Raw genomic sequence first — 16,116 nt, 5'->3', positions numbered from 1 at the left:
TTGATTTAAGTACGGTTAACTTAACCGTACTTGAGTTGGCTTCACGTTCTCACTTGGATAACAGCCAAGAACTTTCAGATGCTTGGTTAATTTAGTTAACTCTGCAAGTGCCTGCTGCATATTTTCCGAATCCAGATGAGCTTCCAAATCCACATAGAACATCTCTTCCCAAGGGTTACCCATGATTGGACGAGACTCTAGTTTGGTCATGTTGATGCCAAAACGTTGAAGAACGAGCAGCGTTGCAACCAATGAACCCGCTTCCTGTGAAGTAGACATAATCAAGGTCGTTTTGGCAGGAATCTGTGTCGAGACTTCCACAGGCTTACGAGCAACCACGATAAAGCGAGTGTGGTTTTCTGTTTGGTTGGCGATATTGCTTTGAATGGTTTGAAGCCCATAAAGTTTACCGCTCGACGCATTGCCAATCGCAGCAACATCCTCTCGGTTTAACTCCTGCACTTTTTTCATTGCGTCAGCAGTACTTGCGCATGTTTTGAGTTGCACACCTTTAAGGCGACTTAGGAATTCACTGCATTGCTGATGAGGCTGAGGGTGCGAATAAAGCACTTTCAGGTCTTCTAAGCGGATGTCTTTTGTTGCAACCAGACAGTGTTCAATAGGCTGAGTGATTTCACCAACAATGTATAAGGTGGTGTGTTGCAGCAGGTCATAAACTTCGTTGATAGAGCCTGAGCTGGTGTTTTCAATAGGTAGTACACCGTAGTCGGCATGCCCTGATTCTACCGTCTTAGTCACTTCTTTGAATTGATCGCAGTTGAGTTCAACAAGCTCAGTATTTTTGCGGCTGAAATATTCGCGAGTGGCAAGATGCGAGTATGAGCCTTTTGAACCGAGGAAAGCTACTCGTGCCAGCGGCTTTCTGCTTTGTGGATTGGCTAAATTCTGTAAGTAAGCTTGTTGCAGAAGCACCGAGTCTTCGATGATGGTATGAAAAAGCTTGGTAATGAATTGTGCATCAAGCTGGTATTTATCTTTACCTGAGTTGATCAGTTTAACCAGTAGCTGTTGTTCGCGAACGGCATCACGAACGGGTTTTGAGGTTTCTACTTTGCTTTTTGCTACTTCAATACTGAGTTTACGTCGTTCCGATAGCAGGCTTAATAATTGGTCATCAAGCTCGTTGAGTCTTAAACGAATCTCGTCGAGAGAGTACTGTCTGTCTGTCATTGAAAATTATCCTTATAAAAAAACCTCCCAGTGGGAGGCTTTCTGTTCGTTTTTGACTTTTTTTTCTTAAACGACTTAGCCTCCAAAGCTTATTGGAGAAAAAAGAAGTCAAAAAAGAACAGTTGAGTATTTGTCATTATTTTCGATTAAGTCGTTAAGGTAGTCCCACAATAAGCAAGGCGGCATAGAGCGTCAAGCAAAAAAATAGCGCCCGAAGGCGCTAATTCTAAAGCTGTATATTATTCAGTTTCTTCTTCCAATTCTGGTTTGTCAGATCGTCTTGCTTCAGGTTTATGACGAAGTTTGTTCAATTGGCGTTCTAGTTTCTGTTCAACCTCGTTGACGGCCGCGTACAAATCTTCGTGAACAGCGGAAGCAACAAGTTGTCCTTTTGGTACCGTTACTGTTGCTTCAAACTTCATCTGTTTGTTTGGTTCTTCACTAAAGCTACATTGGCAACCTGTGATGTCTACTTGCCATTTCTCTAGTTTTTTTAATTTACTCTCAATGTGGTCACGGATTGCAGAGGTAATGTCGATGTTTTTACCAGTGATATTCATTTTCATAATGCTTTTTCCTCTGTGTCATCCCTCATGGGTTAACTCCAGATTACCCATTCTTAAATAAAAAATAGTGATCTAGATCGCTATTTTTTGTGGGGTATTTCTGATCGCTTTTAAACGTGATCTTCCGCAAAGTGTTGTCTTGATGGAGGCAAAAAAAGCTTGTGATTTTGTTGTTTGCGACTACATTTAGAGAGGTAGCTTACTGAAAATTCATCCATTTTTAGGGAGCTAATTCGGCCTTTTAAACACTTCTGATTATTTCCTGAACAACACTAATTTGCGATTGGAGTCACTTCACCAGTCATTGTTTGTTGTTTGCCAGTGAATCTACGCCTTCAACAGCATTCAGAGTTGCGGTTAAACTTTCCTCTTTTGCTTGCTTGAGCTGTTGTAGCTGTTTGTAAACCACGTAATAGCGACTGATGTTTACCACATAAGTCACTGGCTCTGAGCTAATATTCCTCCGTGTAATCACTTCCACATTCTTAAACCAGACATTGGGATTAAAGCCGTGCTTTTTGGCTAGTCGGCGCATTCTATTGATGTTTGCTGGCCCTGCGTTGTATGCCGCCAGTGCGAAATAAACTTGGTCATCTTCACTTATCTCAGGATCGGAAAAATAGCGGTCTTTTATGAACCGCATATATTTCACACCCGCGTGGATGTTGTTTTCTACTTTCTCGATGTTTTTTATATTGACGTTCGGATCTCTGGCTGTGCTTGGCATAACCTGCATTATGCCGACGGCCCCTTTGTGTGACACTTTTCTCTGGTCAAAACCGGATTCCTGAAATCCTTGTGCTGCCATCATCAGATATTCGAACTCATATTGATTGGAGTACTCGGTAAATATTTTCGCCAGTTCATCAAGACGTTTAAGTTTTTCTGGATTGAGCGCCTTGGTTAGCCAGCGGGTATCGTCGATGTATTTGCTGAAGATTACGTTGCCTAACAAGGTGCCGGATTTCGCTGTTCTCAAATAACCGTTTACGATTTTTTTCAGCTCTGGGGAGTTTTTGCGCATTGCCCATGCAATTTGGCCATTTTCTCTTAACGGCAATTCGGTGTGTGCTTTTATGTCTTCCATAACATGCAGCCACATTTCTGCTTTGTGGCTATCGAGCACGGTCGCAGGGATATGTCCGGAATTAACCATTTCCAATAGTTCGTAGTCTTGCAGGGCTTCTTCAACGAAATGAATTTTTATTGGCTTCAAGCTTTGCAAAATCAAAGAGTTGTTTATTTTTTCTAAGCTCTCCATATAACTGGAACTAGCTCTGACCCAAATTTCTTTGCCGGTCAGTTGGGTTAAATTGGTGATGTCCGGATAACTCTTGTTGGTGACAATCAGCTCTTGGATCTCTTTTGTCAGAGGATTGCTGAAATCAATCTCTTTTAGACGAGCAGGAGTGATCGTCAGGTTTGCGACGGCTAAATCCGCTAAACCGGATTGGACGGAAGGAATAAGATCGTCCCTGAGCACTGGGATGATTTGAATGTGTACATAAGGCGCTTGTTTTTTGAGGCTCTTTTCAAAGTGATACAAGAGTTCTGCACCGATACCTTTCGGACGACCAGCTTCCACGTAATAAAATCCTAAGTCGGCAGACACGACAACACGGATGACACCTTTCTCTTTAAGAATCGGCCAGTCACCTTGATAAGGCTTATCACTTAATGGTGATAGTTCAATGCTGCTTGCGGGTAGGCTGAGAAGCAAAACAAACAGGCTTATAAAACCTCGCTGTAACCAACGCAAAATGCGGCTCCTTTGCATTCATTTCTATCGGCTTGAATAAAGATAAGCTTATGAACAAAAGGAGAAATCAGCAAATAGAAATAAAAAAGCCACTGTAAACACAGTGGCTCATTGAAAGGCGTTATTTGAAGAAACGACTGATTAGTTTTCAGGGTTTAGCTGAATGAGCTTTTCAGTACGGGCAATAGAATCTTCTAAGCCCAGTTCTTTATAGGCAGCAAGTTGGATCGTGAGTGATTTTCTCGCCGCTTCGGTATCTGGATAAGTTTTTTGCAGCTCCTGACAACGCTTAATTGCTGCAATCCACGCTTCTCTGCGTAAGTAAAAATCTGCGGTCGCTAGGTCGTACTCAGCAAGGCGGTTCTTAAGCGCAAACATTCTGCGTTGTGAATCTTCTGCGTATGGACTATCCGGATAGCGTTGCAGCAGTTTCTTAAAGTCAGCAAAAGCGGCTTTTACTGGCTCTGGATCTCGATCACTACGATCAATATTAAACAAATCGTGCATAAAGTTACGATCTTGAGCCATATGCGTTAAGCCACGCATGTACAGCACCCAGTCCATTTTTTCATGAGTTGGGTTTAGGCGGCTAAAGCGTTCAATGGTTGCTAAGCCAAGAGCAAGATCGTCATTTTTGTAATAAGCATAAATCAGGTCAAGTTGAACCTGTTCAGAGTAAGCACCAAATGGATAACGTGAATCCAAAGCTTCAAGTTTTTCTATGGCAGTTAACCAGTTACCACTTTGTAATGATGATTGAGCTTCAGTGTAGAGCTCAGAAGGTGGTACGTCAGGTACGATGTTATCTTTGCTTGAACAACCGAATAGTAGTGATAGTGCAAGCAAGCCTGATAAAGTTTGGTATTTCATGTCAGGAGTGGGTTCCTTGAAAATAAAGCATCTTAAAGCTGGAGCAACTGTTTTAAGCCAGAAAAATATTTAAACCAGAAAAATAGTTTCTTGTTTTAGCTTGAACAACAGGGCTCCTCAAATCGTTTGGTTACTTTCTCTTTCGTAACAGATACAATGACGGACATTATTTTATCCATACTAGTGAGTATTAGTCTCACGGTTTTTAAAAAAGTTCGATATGGCTCAGCAGATTGAATTAACTCAAACAGTAAAAGATAGCCAGCTTGGTCAACGTTTAGATCAAGCCGTGGCTGAATTGTTCGCCGATTTTTCTCGTTCACGTCTGAAAGAGTGGTTACTTGACGGCAAAATAACAGTAGATGGACAAGTTGTCACTAAACCGCGCACGAAAGTGATGGGCGGCGAAGAGATCACTGTTCAAGCTGAACTCGAAGATGAAGTTCGTTGGGAAGCACAAGACATCCCATTGGATATCGTTTACGAAGATGACGATATTATCGTTATCAACAAACCTCGTGACTTTGTTGTTCACCCTGGTGCAGGTACGCCTGATGGCACAGTGCTGAATGCATTGTTGTTCCACTATCCGCCAATTGCAGAAGTACCACGAGCAGGTATTGTGCACCGTCTGGATAAAGACACGACAGGTTTGATGGTGGTAGCGAAGAACGTTCCTGTACAAACACGATTAGTACGTGAACTGCAAAAACGTAACATTACCCGTGAATACGAAGCTATCGCGATCGGTAAAATGACGGCTGGTGGCATGATCGACAAACCTATTGGTCGTCATTCAACTAAACGTACTTTGATGGCTGTGTCGCCAATGGGTAAACCAGCGGTTACGCACTACCGTGTAGCGGAACATTTCCGTGAACATACGCGTATTCGTCTGCGTCTTGAAACCGGTCGTACACACCAGATCCGTGTTCACATGTCGTACCTGCAGCACCCTCTACTAGGTGATACTGCCTACGGTGGTCGTGCACGTATTCCAAAAGGCGCGTCTCAAGAGTTAACGGATATGATTCGTAACTTTGATCGCCAAGCGCTACACGCTGTTATGTTGAGATTTAAACACCCAGCGACAGGTGAAGAAATGGAATTTCACGCACCAGTGCCAGAAGACATGGTTATCATGACTGAAGCGCTACGTGCAGATGCGCAGCAGAACAAAACGGAAGAATATTAATCAGCGGGTTATAAGATGAATTGGATCACGCCTAACTGGAATGCACCTAAACAAGTTAAAGCTCTGGCTTCAACACGTATTGGCGGTTGTTCGAAATCGCCTTACGAAGGGCTTAATTTAGGTATGCATGTCGGGGATGATCCTATTCTTGTGCAGCGCAATAGAGAACTATTGCAGCAGCAAACCCAGATGCCGACAGCGCCTGTATGGTTAAATCAGACCCATTCAACCGTGGTGTTGGAGGTTGCTCAGCCAACCAATGATGTTCTTGATGCCGATGGTGTGATTACCTCATCACCGAATGTGGTTTGTTCTGCGATGACCGCGGATTGTTTACCGGTTTTGATCACTAATACTCAGGGAACTCAAGTGGCTGCTGTTCATGCCGGATGGCGTGGTCTTGCTGGTGGTATTGTTGAAAACGCACTAACGCATTTTTCTAATGATGTGATGTTATGGCTCGGTCCAGCTATTGGTCCGCAAGCGTTTGAAGTGGGCGAAGATGTTCTACAGGCATTTTTAGACTACGACTCAAAAGCAGAAGAAGCATTTGTGCCGGGTAAACAAAACGGTAAGTGGTGGGCAAACATGGCAACGCTTACTCGTTTACGCATGGCTAAACTCGGTATTGATCAGGTTTTTGATAGCGGGTTATGCACTTACCAAGATCCTCAGCGTTTTTATTCCTATCGCCGCGATGGTGTAACAGGAAGGCAAGCAACCTTTATCTGGATCAATGAAAATTAGGATTCTCTAAAAAGTTTCCACTCCCACCTTGAAAAGTGGTGCGTATGTAACCATCTTTCTGTATACCCAAGTAAGCTGAATATGCTTGCTCAGCGAGAATTTATTTCCTCTTAGGCAAGGCGCTGATTCGAATACATAGTGAACTATGTAGAGAAGAGGCAACGCAGTATAAGAGCAAATAAAACTCGCCCTTTGGGAGCTCATCAACGAATTAATTTCAGCGTCAAATAACTTCGAAAGGGCTAGCCATTTTTTCAGTTATTTTTCTTGAACTGAATTCGTTGATGAAGCTCTGCGCTAAGTATATTGAGCTCACTTGGGTATAAGTTATTAGTTCATCTCAGTTGAGGTTAGGAAGGTTGTTATGCGTCTCGACAGATTTACCAGCAAATTCCAAATAGCGATTTCCGACGCGCAGTCTCTCGCACTAGGGCGAGATCATCAGTACATCGAACCCGTGCATCTCATGGTTGCGCTGCTTGATCAAAATGGCAGTCCAATTCGTCCATTGCTAACTATGCTTGACGTCGATGTCATGCAGCTTCGCTCTAAGTTGGGTGAAACGTTAGATCGTTTGCCAAAAGTGAGCGGGATCGGTGGTGATGTACAGCTTTCTAGCGGTTTAGGCACCTTGTTCAATCTGTGTGACAAAGTCGCTCAAAAACGCCAAGACTCTTATATATCTTCTGAGATTTATCTTCTCGCGGCGATTGAAGATCGTGGCCCGCTAGGTCAGATCCTAAAAGAGTTTGGTTTAACCGAGAAAAAAATCTCAGATGCGATTGAAAAGATCCGTGGTGGGCAGAAAGTGAATGACCCGAATGCGGAAGAGCTACGTCAGGCTCTGGAAAAATTCACAATTGATCTGACCGAACGAGCAGAGCAGGGCAAACTCGACCCTGTGATTGGTCGTGACGATGAGATCCGCCGAACCATTCAAGTGTTACAACGTCGTACCAAAAATAACCCTGTGATCATCGGTGAACCGGGCGTTGGTAAAACGGCAATTGTTGAAGGTTTGGCACAGCGCATTATCAATAACGAAGTGCCAGAAGGTCTACGTGGACGACGCGTCCTCTCTCTTGATATGGGCGCACTAGTTGCAGGTGCTAAATATCGTGGTGAGTTCGAAGAGCGATTGAAATCGGTGTTGAATGAGCTAGCCAAAGAAGAAGGCAACATCATTCTGTTCATCGATGAGCTGCATACCATGGTGGGTGCAGGTAAAGGTGAAGGCTCAATGGATGCTGGTAACATGCTCAAACCTGCATTGGCTCGTGGTGAACTTCACTGTGTCGGTGCGACCACGCTTGATGAATATCGTCAGTACATTGAAAAAGATCCGGCTCTTGAGCGCCGTTTCCAAAAAGTGCTGGTGGATGAGCCAAGTGTTGAAGACACCATCGCAATTTTACGTGGTTTGAAAGAGCGTTATGAACTTCACCACCATGTAGAGATCACTGACCCTGCGATTGTTTCGGCGGCGACGCTGTCTCATCGCTATGTGTCAGATCGTCAGTTGCCTGACAAAGCGATTGACCTGATTGACGAAGCAGCATCCAGCATTCGTATCCAGATCGACTCTAAACCAGAGGCTTTGGATAAACTGGAACGTCGTATTATTCAGTTGAAAATTGAACAGCAAGCGCTGTCCAATGAGACCGATGAAGCCAGTGAAAAACGCCTAAGTATTCTTAACGAAGAGTTGGGTCTTAAAGAGCGTGAGTACGCCGAGCTGGAAGAAGTCTGGAAAACAGAAAAAGCAGCATTGTCAGGCACGCAGCACATAAAAACCGAACTTGACCAAGCGCGTATGGATTTGGAAGTGGCGAGACGTGCCGGCGATTTAAGCCGTATGTCTGAACTTCAATATGGTCGAATTCCAGAGTTGGAAAAACAGCTCGATCTTGCGGCTCAAGCTGAAATGCAAGAGATGACTCTGTTACGCAATAAAGTCACAGACACTGAGATTGCAGAAGTGCTGTCCAAACAAACGGGCATTCCTGTGTCTAAAATGCTTGAGGCAGAAAAAGAGAAGCTGCTTCGCATGGAAGATGTTTTGCATAAACGTGTCATTGGGCAAGTTGAAGCGGTTGAAGTGGTCGCGAATGCGATTCGTCGTAGCCGTGCCGGATTGTCTGACCCTAATAAACCGATTGGTTCGTTCCTATTCTTAGGTCCAACTGGTGTCGGTAAAACGGAGCTTTGTAAAACATTGGCTCACTTCATGTTTGATAGTGAAGATGCCATGGTTCGTATCGATATGTCTGAGTTTATGGAGAAACACTCTGTGGCTCGATTGGTCGGTGCGCCTCCGGGTTATGTGGGGTATGAAGAGGGCGGTTATTTAACCGAAGCGGTTCGTCGTAAACCTTACTCAGTGATTTTGCTGGACGAAGTGGAAAAGGCGCATCCAGATGTGTTCAACATCTTGTTGCAAGTGCTTGATGATGGTCGTCTAACCGATGGTCAAGGCCGTACGGTTGATTTCCGCAATACTGTGGTGATCATGACGTCAAACCTAGGTTCTTCAAGCATTCAAGAGAACTTTGCGAAGCTGGATTACCAAGGTATCAAAGAGCGAGTGATGGAAACTGTGACCAAACATTTCCGTCCTGAGTTCTTAAACCGTGTTGATGAATCGGTAGTGTTCCATCCGCTTGGCAGAGAACATATTAAATCTATTGCTTCTATTCAGTTGGAACGTTTACATAAGCGCTTAGCTGAAAAAGACTACGAGTTAGCTGTTAACGAAGAAGCATTGGAGCTGATTGCTCAAGTGGGCTTTGATCCTGTTTACGGTGCTCGTCCATTGAAACGCGCGATTCAACAGAATATTGAGAACCCGTTAGCCAAATCGATTCTGTCTGGAAAATTCTTACCGGGCAAACCGATCCAACTTGGTGTTCGAGATGGCAATATCATCGCCAGCCAGTAATGACGTTATCATTAAAAAAAGGCCATGCGTTTGCATGGCCTTTTCTTTTTCATTGAACAGCTTACGACGCAAAATTAGCGTTGATACGCATCTTCAAGTATTCCTGTGCGGTAATTGGCTCGTAAACTTTCTTTGGCCCTTGAATGATTTGGTTACGGTTTGCTTGGCAGAAAAACGCCATGCTGTAGCGTGAATCTTGATTCTCTTCCGCAGTTGGCATGCGTACGCGGTGCAGAGTTGATTTGAGCAAATCATCACTCCAACGCATCAACATGTCTCCAATGTTGCACGTAATCACTCCCGCTTTAGGTTCAACAGTACTCCACACCAGATTCTCTTTCGCATCTTTACCTGCAGCTGCTTGTAATCCACCTTGGTTTTCTTGTTGGAATACCATGGTTAAGCAGTCAAAGTCGGTATGTGCACCCGCACGCCAGAAAGTACCGGTTTGCGGAACTTCTTTCATTGGCAAGTAGTGAAGCATACGCAAAGTGCTAAGGTAATTTTCAGACTCTCTTTGATGCGCTTTAGTGAAAAAGTCACGTTCAAAGCCTAATTTGTCGGCAAAGCAAGAGAGGATCTTCATACCCAGTTGCCAAGCTTGATGCTCAAATGAAAGCAGGTGTGATTCAAAATCTTCCACTAATTCATTGCTTGGCCATAGGTCACTCATATGAGGAAGAGTGATTTGGTAAGACTCTTTTTGATCGGCTGTACCCGTTGACGGGCGAACTTGCTGTTTAAATTCCCAGCCCGCATTTAACCCTTCTTTTAAAGGAAACTGCTGTTTTGCTTCCATAGGAAGTGCAAAGAACTGTTCGCTTAACTTAAAGGATTTTTCGATATCAGCTAAAGCGATACCGTGATCAACCAGTTGGAAAAAACCAACTTCAGTTGCAGCTTTCCAAAGCTGTTCGGTGATCTCTTCACGACGCAGATCAAAGTCATGCAGGTTGATTAGAGGGATCACGGTGTCTGTGGTTTCTACCCCTTTGCCACCAATGGTTGTTTCAAAGTTAAGTTCGTCTAAAAGATATGATTGAGTCATTGTTTTCTCCAATTAAGCATTCGCTTGTTATTGGAGCAATGTCCAGCAATAAGCCAAGAACCTTATTCTTGGTATTACAGACCGCTTCTACTCCGTCTTTCTACTCTTCCTTTTAACGCTGCAGCGTTGTTGACTGTGTTCATTCACTTGTCGCCTAGCTGTGGCATTAAATAGATTGAGCAAATATAAAATGAAATGTCTACCAAACTCCGTGCTGGACTTGTTCTGCCTCTTCTTCAAGTAGCGGACCGATGACTTCTACTTCGCGCTGACCTGATTCAAAAACCACACGGCATGGAAGTGCCAAGGTTGGGTTCTCGGGATGATTGCCGGTTAACTCTTTAAGTTTGGCTTCGCTCAGACCGTAGACTACGCGTCCAACACCAGCCCAATAAATAGCACCCGCGCACATCGCGCATGGCTCTGCCGACACGTATAGAGTGCAGCGGTTAAGAAAATCTGGGCGGTACAGTTTGCTGGCACGGGTCATGATCACTCGCTCAGCATGACCCGTCATATCTAAATCGGGTAAGTAACCGTTGATCTCTTCCAGTAAAATTTCACCGTGTTCATCGACCAGTACCGCTGAAAAAGGGTGAATGCCCCTCGTTTTTGCTTCCTCTGCCAAAGAGAAGCTGTAGCGCAACAATTTAAAATCTGTTTCTTGATTAAGCATGATCTTTCCTTGTGTTATCGCTGCTTTTCTTCTTCAGTCAGGCTCCAAGAGAAGTAACCTTTTTGCACCCAGCTAACTGCTTTAAACAGCAACATACTGACTAGAGACAGGAACACCAGTGCTGCAAAAGCTTGTGGGATTTTGAAATATGAGGTTGAGAACTGAACCAAGTAACCAAGACCTTTTTCAGCCGCGACGAACTCAGCAATAACCGAGCCTATGACCGCTAAAGTGATGGCAACTTTCACGCCACTGAAAATATGTGGAATGGCGTAAGGCAGGCGAATCTGCCAGATGGTTTTGCTGTTTTTTACACTCAGTGAACGTGACAGTTCAATCAGTTCAGGTGGCGTAGCCAACATACCTGTAGTGGCTGAAACCACTAATGGGAAGAAGGTAATTAAGCAAGTAATCGTCAGACGAGGCGCATCGCCCGTTCCCAAAATCACAATCAGTAGTGGCGCGATGGCAACCACTGGTGTGGATTGAATCACAACCAGAATTGGAAACAACGCACGGGTAAGGAACTTAGAATTCACCATCATGATAGCGAGAGGGATGCTAATCAAAAACGAGATGACAAAGCCAAGCAACGCAATGCGCAGAGTTGCCCATAAGTTATCGAGCCAACGTTCCATTGATACCTGAGTGAAAGCGATAGCGATATCGCTAGGCGCTGGCAAGATAAACGTTGGTATTGAGAATATTTTACAGATGGCTTCCCAAATAGGAATGATCGCTAATATTGCAATTAGTGGCAGCCAGTTTTGTGACCATTGAGAAAAATAGCGTTTCATAGTTAATCCTTTAACAAGAGACAAATTCGTTTAAACCAATTAAGCCACTGTGCGACGAATCGGCTCAACGTTGTCTTTATCCTGACTATTCGTTCCTTCACTGCTTGCTACGTTGCACTTTTCTGTACGATAGAAATACTCGCGAATTTTGTTGGTGTAAGTACCAAATTTAGCGTCTTGCAACGTATGGATATTGCGTGGCCGAGGTAGATCGATTTTGATCTCTTCCAACACCGTACTTGGGCGAGGTCCCATAACCAATACTTTATCCGCGAGCAATACTGCTTCTGAAATCGAGTGAGTGATGAACAGAACCGTCTTTGGTTTCTCCATCCAGATTTTTTGCAGTTCAAAGCCCATCTCCTCGCGCGTTAACGCATCCAGAGCAGAGAAAGGTTCATCCATGATCAATATGTCTGGATTGAGCAGTAATGCACGTGCGATACCCACACGCTGTTGCATACCACCAGAAAGTTGGTCGGGCATACTGTTTTCAAAACCTGCTAGCCCAACCGTGTTCAATAGCTCTTGTGCATTTTGACGGTCTTTCTGGCTGACATAATTAAACTTATGCTTAAGCGGAAACAGAATGTTATCTAGGATGTTTTTCCATGGCAGTAACGTTGGTTTTTGGAACACAATACCGATGTCTTCACGTGGTCCAGTTACTGGGTGTCCAAAAACAGAAATTTCACCCTGTGTTGGAATGATTAACCCTGACAGTAGGCGCAGCAAGGTAGACTTGCCGCAACCTGAAGGACCAACGATGGCGACGAACTCATGTTTTTCAACATTGAAGTCGACATCGTTGAGAACCGTAACCGAATGTTTGTCAGAGTTATAGGTATGACCTATACGCTTGAACGAAACAAATGGTTGCATTAGTTCACTCCCTCGTAAAACTGACGATCAACCGCTGTTTCTGGGTCAAGTTTGCTGAGATCTAGACCTTGAGCTTCTGCTGTCCATTTCCATGTTTCGCTTAGACGAGATGGCGTGAACTGACCAACGCCGTCACGTTGAGATACTTCATTCATGACAAGACCATGAATCGACTTAATGGTGTCAGCCGCTTGTTTTGAGTCCACTTCTGGAACCATTTTCGTTACGTCAGCGCCACTTTCTTCAGGATGTGCCCAAGTGTATTCCACCGCTTTGGCGTAAGCTTTTACAAAGCGTTTCACCACATCTGGGTTTTCAGACATAAACTTGTCGCTGGCAATAATAGAAGAAGAGTAGAACTCTAGACCTGCGTCATACCAAGGCAATACCGTCAGCTTTTTTCCTGCTTCCGCGGCTTGCTGTTCGTTTTTAACACGGTCTGTCATCCAAGAAATCATCACGTCAGATTGACCAGTGATCAGCATGGGGTTGAGTGCGCCCGGATCCGCTTTTAACACTTTGACACTCTCTTCTTCTATGCCGTTTTTCTTTAGCATCAGAGGAAGGAAAACGTTCGCTGAAGTAAATGGCGAAGTCGCGATGGTTTTGCCTGAGACATCTTTCACTGAATTGATACCTGAATCATCCAGTACGTAGAATGCGTAAGGTGCTTTGCTAAATAGAGAGTAGATGGCTTTAACTGGAACGTTGTCATTCGCTTTCGCTACTAACAGAGCAACAATATCTGCGGAACCGATATCAGCCGTGCCTGTTGCAATCTTTGTAATCGCATCTGTAGAGCCTTTACCTCCCAGAATGGTTACGTCTAAGTCTTGTTCGGCGAAAAATCCTTGTTGAACGCCAACATAGACTGGTGCCTTATCCCCGCCTGGAAGCCAGTCAAGCTGAAACGTGACTTTGTCTGCAGCAAAGCTACTTGCTGATGTAAGTAGCAAAGATAGCGTAAGGCTTAGTTTGTTGAATTTAGAAATAGTTTTCATAGTTACTCCGTGTCTTCCTTTTCACTCTAAAGTGCAGCAAGTGTTGACTGCATCCTTTAGCTAACTATGAGCAATGTCCCGATACCGTCATTGGTATCTAACCGCTTCTACTCACACTTCCATTGTTCACAGAGCAATCGTTGTGCCAAAAATTGAAAAACAAATAGGAGTTAATTAACTGTACGTTAACTAACCGTTAACGGATGGGCGTTGCAGAGGAAATGTCGTCAGATAGGGTTGTATACAATGCAAATAAGATATTGGACAAATATTGTATGCAATTGCACCTTTGTAATGCATTTCAGTGTCGCAAGGCTCAATCTTGGTGCATATTTTCTGAGCTGGAAATGTAACCACTAAGGAGAGAGCGGTGGTCTGTAATTTGCATTGTATACAGTAAGATTGAATGTTCAGAACAGATAATGTTTTGTATATGTTAAATGAGTAGATGCGGTTAGGAGTAAGCGAACTCTGGGACATTGCTCAAAAGCGAATAAGCCTATGTAACACACTAGGCTTGTATAAAAGGAAGTTTTGATGAACTACTTAATTAAAAATGCCAGCAGTGTCTTTTCTCCTAAACAAGACTGTAAAGATATACGAATTCATAACGGTATCATCGCCGAGTTAGGGCAGAACCTGTTGCCAGAGCAGGGTGAAGAAATTATTGATGCCAGTGATTGTGTTATCTATCCGGGTTTTGTGAATACTCATCATCATATTGCTCAGTCAATCTTGAAAGGGATACCTGCAGGTATTAATGATGGGCTGGGAGACTGGCTTGCAAATGTTCCTTACCGCTACTGGCCTCAAATTACGCCAGAGATCATGTATTCAGCCGCGAAGCTTGGTTTCTATGAGCTGCTGCGGTCTGGCGCAACAACTTGTGCGGATCACCATTATCTTTACCACGCTAATTCATCGATGGAATTAGAAGAGGCGGTTTGGCAAGCCGCAGATGAAATGGGAATTCGACTGGTTTTATGTCGTGGTGGTGCGACAGTTAAGGGAACACATAAAGGATTAGCGAAAGCTGGCGTTGAGCCTGAATCCGCTGAGTTGATGATAAACCGCTTGGAATCTACTCGTAGTCGCTATCACCAAGAAGGTGAATTTGCCATGCGTAAGCTGGTGGTCGCTCCAACAACGATTGCTCACTCTTCGACTCCAAGTGATCTTCGTTTATTGTCTGAATATGCAAGAAGTCAAAAGCTACGTATGCATTCACATATGTTAGAAGTGGATTTCGATAATGAGCAATCATTGGCGAAATACGGTATGGGCATTGTAGAGTTCGCACAAAGCTGTGATTGGCTAGGCGAAGATGTTTGGTTTGCACATTTGGTTAAAGCGACAGAGCAAGATATCAAGCTACTTGCAGAAACAAAGACAGGCATTGCTCATTGCCCTACATCTAATTGTCGATTAGGTAGTGGGATTGCCCCTGTTATAGCAATGGAAAAAGCTGGAATGCCTATTTCGATTGGTGTTGATGGCTCTGCATCGGCTGAATCCGGTTCTATGCTGCAAGAGCTAAACCTTACTTGGTTGATACATCGAGCGCAAAATGGCCCTAAAGCCACAACCTTAGAACAAGTGCTTACTTGGGCAAGTAAAGGCGGAGCAGATATTCTGGGCTTAGAAGGTGTGGGAACCATAGATGTTGGGTATGCCGCTGATATTGTATTATACGATATTAACCAGCCGCGTTTGTCTGGCTGCCATGATTTATCAATGTCTCCGATAATGGCCGGAGAGCCTTCTTATATTAAAGCGAGTTTCGTCAACGGTAAGATTGCATACCGCCATAGCGACGAAACGAAATACCTCACTTTAGTTGAAGAAGTACGTCACTCTATCGCCAACTTGAATCAACGAGTGCAAAAGTTAGAGTCTCTATAAGCTGTTTTATGGCAAATTTGCTTAGATAAAACACGATTTGTTTCTTTCTTAATCAATCAGTCTGAAAACTTGGTTTTTAGGCTGATTTCTCCTTGCCAACTCATTTTTCCTCCCTATAATGCGCCTCCGTTGACCAGCAATTCTTAATAAAAGAATGTTGGGAAATATGACGGAAAGTTAAATTTCTTAAGTTAAAGAAAATTAACTAAAAAAGTGGTTGACTCTGAATGTTTACTCGCTAAAATGACCGTCCGTTTTGAGAGGAATGTCTCGCAAAACCAAGCTCTTTAACAATTTAAACCTATCAATCTGTGTGGGCACTCGTTGATGAAAATCAAAGTTAAGTCTTTGTTCTCGTAACAAAGCAACTTAGGTTTCAATGAACTGAGTGACCAATTGAATCGTAAGATTCAGCACAGTCAATTCAACATTACTTAGCTTTTTATTAAGCAAAAGAATGTATTCAGTATTCATTGAGCCGACAAAATCTTAAATTGAAGAGTTTGATCATGGCTCAGATTGAACGCTGGCGGCAGGCCTAACA

At 43.7% G+C, this 16,116-nt stretch carries 13 protein-coding genes and 1 other annotated feature; of the genes, 4 read left to right on the top strand and 9 right to left on the bottom strand.

Features of this window, described 5'->3' with window-relative positions:
- Positions 1–15: 15 nt before the first annotated feature.
- The 4 genes from pheA to HKI82_RS12250 form a co-directional block, all read right to left on the bottom strand.
- A complete protein-coding gene (gene pheA, locus HKI82_RS12265; protein ID WP_102969204.1) occupies positions 16–1,191 on the bottom strand; it encodes a prephenate dehydratase in 1,176 nt (391 codons plus the stop codon).
- Between the two features lie 14 nt (positions 1,192–1,205).
- Positions 1,206–1,326 (bottom strand) — a sequence feature (Phe leader region).
- Positions 1,327–1,430: 104 nt separating this feature from the next.
- Positions 1,431–1,757: a ribosome hibernation-promoting factor, HPF/YfiA family gene (gene hpf, locus HKI82_RS12260; protein WP_042484225.1), complete on the bottom strand. Its 327-nt coding sequence runs from the start codon at positions 1,755–1,757 to the stop codon at positions 1,431–1,433.
- Between the two features lie 301 nt (positions 1,758–2,058).
- Positions 2,059–3,516: an MltF family protein gene (locus HKI82_RS12255; protein WP_390632005.1), complete on the bottom strand. Its 1,458-nt coding sequence runs from the start codon at positions 3,514–3,516 to the stop codon at positions 2,059–2,061.
- Positions 3,517–3,657: 141 nt separating this feature from the next.
- Entirely contained in the window at positions 3,658–4,386 is a 729-nt protein-coding gene (locus tag HKI82_RS12250) for an outer membrane protein assembly factor BamD (protein ID WP_102941080.1), read from the bottom strand.
- Positions 4,387–4,606: 220 nt separating this feature from the next.
- On the opposite strand from HKI82_RS12250, the gene rluD reads away from it, so the two are divergent.
- The 3 genes from rluD (at position 4,607) to clpB (ending at position 9,266) form a co-directional block, all read left to right on the top strand.
- A complete protein-coding gene (gene rluD / locus HKI82_RS12245) occupies positions 4,607–5,581 on the top strand; it encodes a 23S rRNA pseudouridine(1911/1915/1917) synthase RluD (protein ID WP_102941081.1) in 975 nt (324 codons plus the stop codon).
- Positions 5,582–5,596: 15 nt separating this feature from the next.
- Positions 5,597–6,328: a peptidoglycan editing factor PgeF gene (gene pgeF, locus HKI82_RS12240; protein ID WP_171138189.1), complete on the top strand. Its 732-nt coding sequence runs from the start codon at positions 5,597–5,599 to the stop codon at positions 6,326–6,328.
- A 364-nt stretch (positions 6,329–6,692) separates the two neighbouring features.
- Complete coding sequence (gene clpB / locus HKI82_RS12235; RefSeq protein WP_171138188.1) at positions 6,693–9,266, top strand: ATP-dependent chaperone ClpB; 2,574 nt, start codon at positions 6,693–6,695, stop codon at positions 9,264–9,266.
- Positions 9,267–9,327: 61 nt separating this feature from the next.
- Here the strand turns inward: clpB and HKI82_RS12230 are convergent, their stop codons facing one another.
- The 5 genes from HKI82_RS12230 to HKI82_RS12210 form a co-directional block, all read right to left on the bottom strand.
- Complete coding sequence (locus HKI82_RS12230; RefSeq protein ID WP_171138187.1) at positions 9,328–10,314, bottom strand: isopenicillin N synthase family dioxygenase; 987 nt, start codon at positions 10,312–10,314, stop codon at positions 9,328–9,330.
- A 199-nt stretch (positions 10,315–10,513) separates the two neighbouring features.
- The gene (locus tag HKI82_RS12225; protein ID WP_102941085.1) at positions 10,514–10,990 is read right to left on the bottom strand and encodes a nucleoside deaminase; all 477 of its coding nucleotides are present in this window, start codon (positions 10,988–10,990) and stop codon (positions 10,514–10,516) included.
- Positions 10,991–11,004: 14 nt separating this feature from the next.
- Positions 11,005–11,787: an ABC transporter permease gene (locus tag HKI82_RS12220; protein ID WP_042484204.1), complete on the bottom strand. Its 783-nt coding sequence runs from the start codon at positions 11,785–11,787 to the stop codon at positions 11,005–11,007.
- 39 nt (positions 11,788–11,826) lie between these two features.
- A complete protein-coding gene (locus tag HKI82_RS12215; RefSeq protein WP_171138186.1) occupies positions 11,827–12,669 on the bottom strand; it encodes an ABC transporter ATP-binding protein in 843 nt (280 codons plus the stop codon).
- Entirely contained in the window at positions 12,669–13,670 is a 1,002-nt protein-coding gene (locus HKI82_RS12210) for an ABC transporter substrate-binding protein (protein ID WP_171138185.1), read from the bottom strand. Before HKI82_RS12210 ends, HKI82_RS12215 begins: the two co-directional genes overlap by 1 nt.
- A 537-nt stretch (positions 13,671–14,207) precedes the next feature.
- Here HKI82_RS12210 and HKI82_RS12205 point away from each other — a divergent pair.
- The gene (locus HKI82_RS12205; RefSeq protein ID WP_171138184.1) at positions 14,208–15,572 is read left to right on the top strand and encodes an amidohydrolase family protein; all 1,365 of its coding nucleotides are present in this window, start codon (positions 14,208–14,210) and stop codon (positions 15,570–15,572) included.
- Positions 15,573–16,116 lie beyond the last annotated feature (544 nt).

Origin of the sequence: Vibrio plantisponsor (assembly GCF_013041605.1) — a bacterium.
Taxonomy (GTDB): domain Bacteria; phylum Pseudomonadota; class Gammaproteobacteria; order Enterobacterales; family Vibrionaceae; genus Vibrio; species Vibrio plantisponsor.
This window is presented reverse-complemented; position numbering and strand designations above follow the sequence as displayed.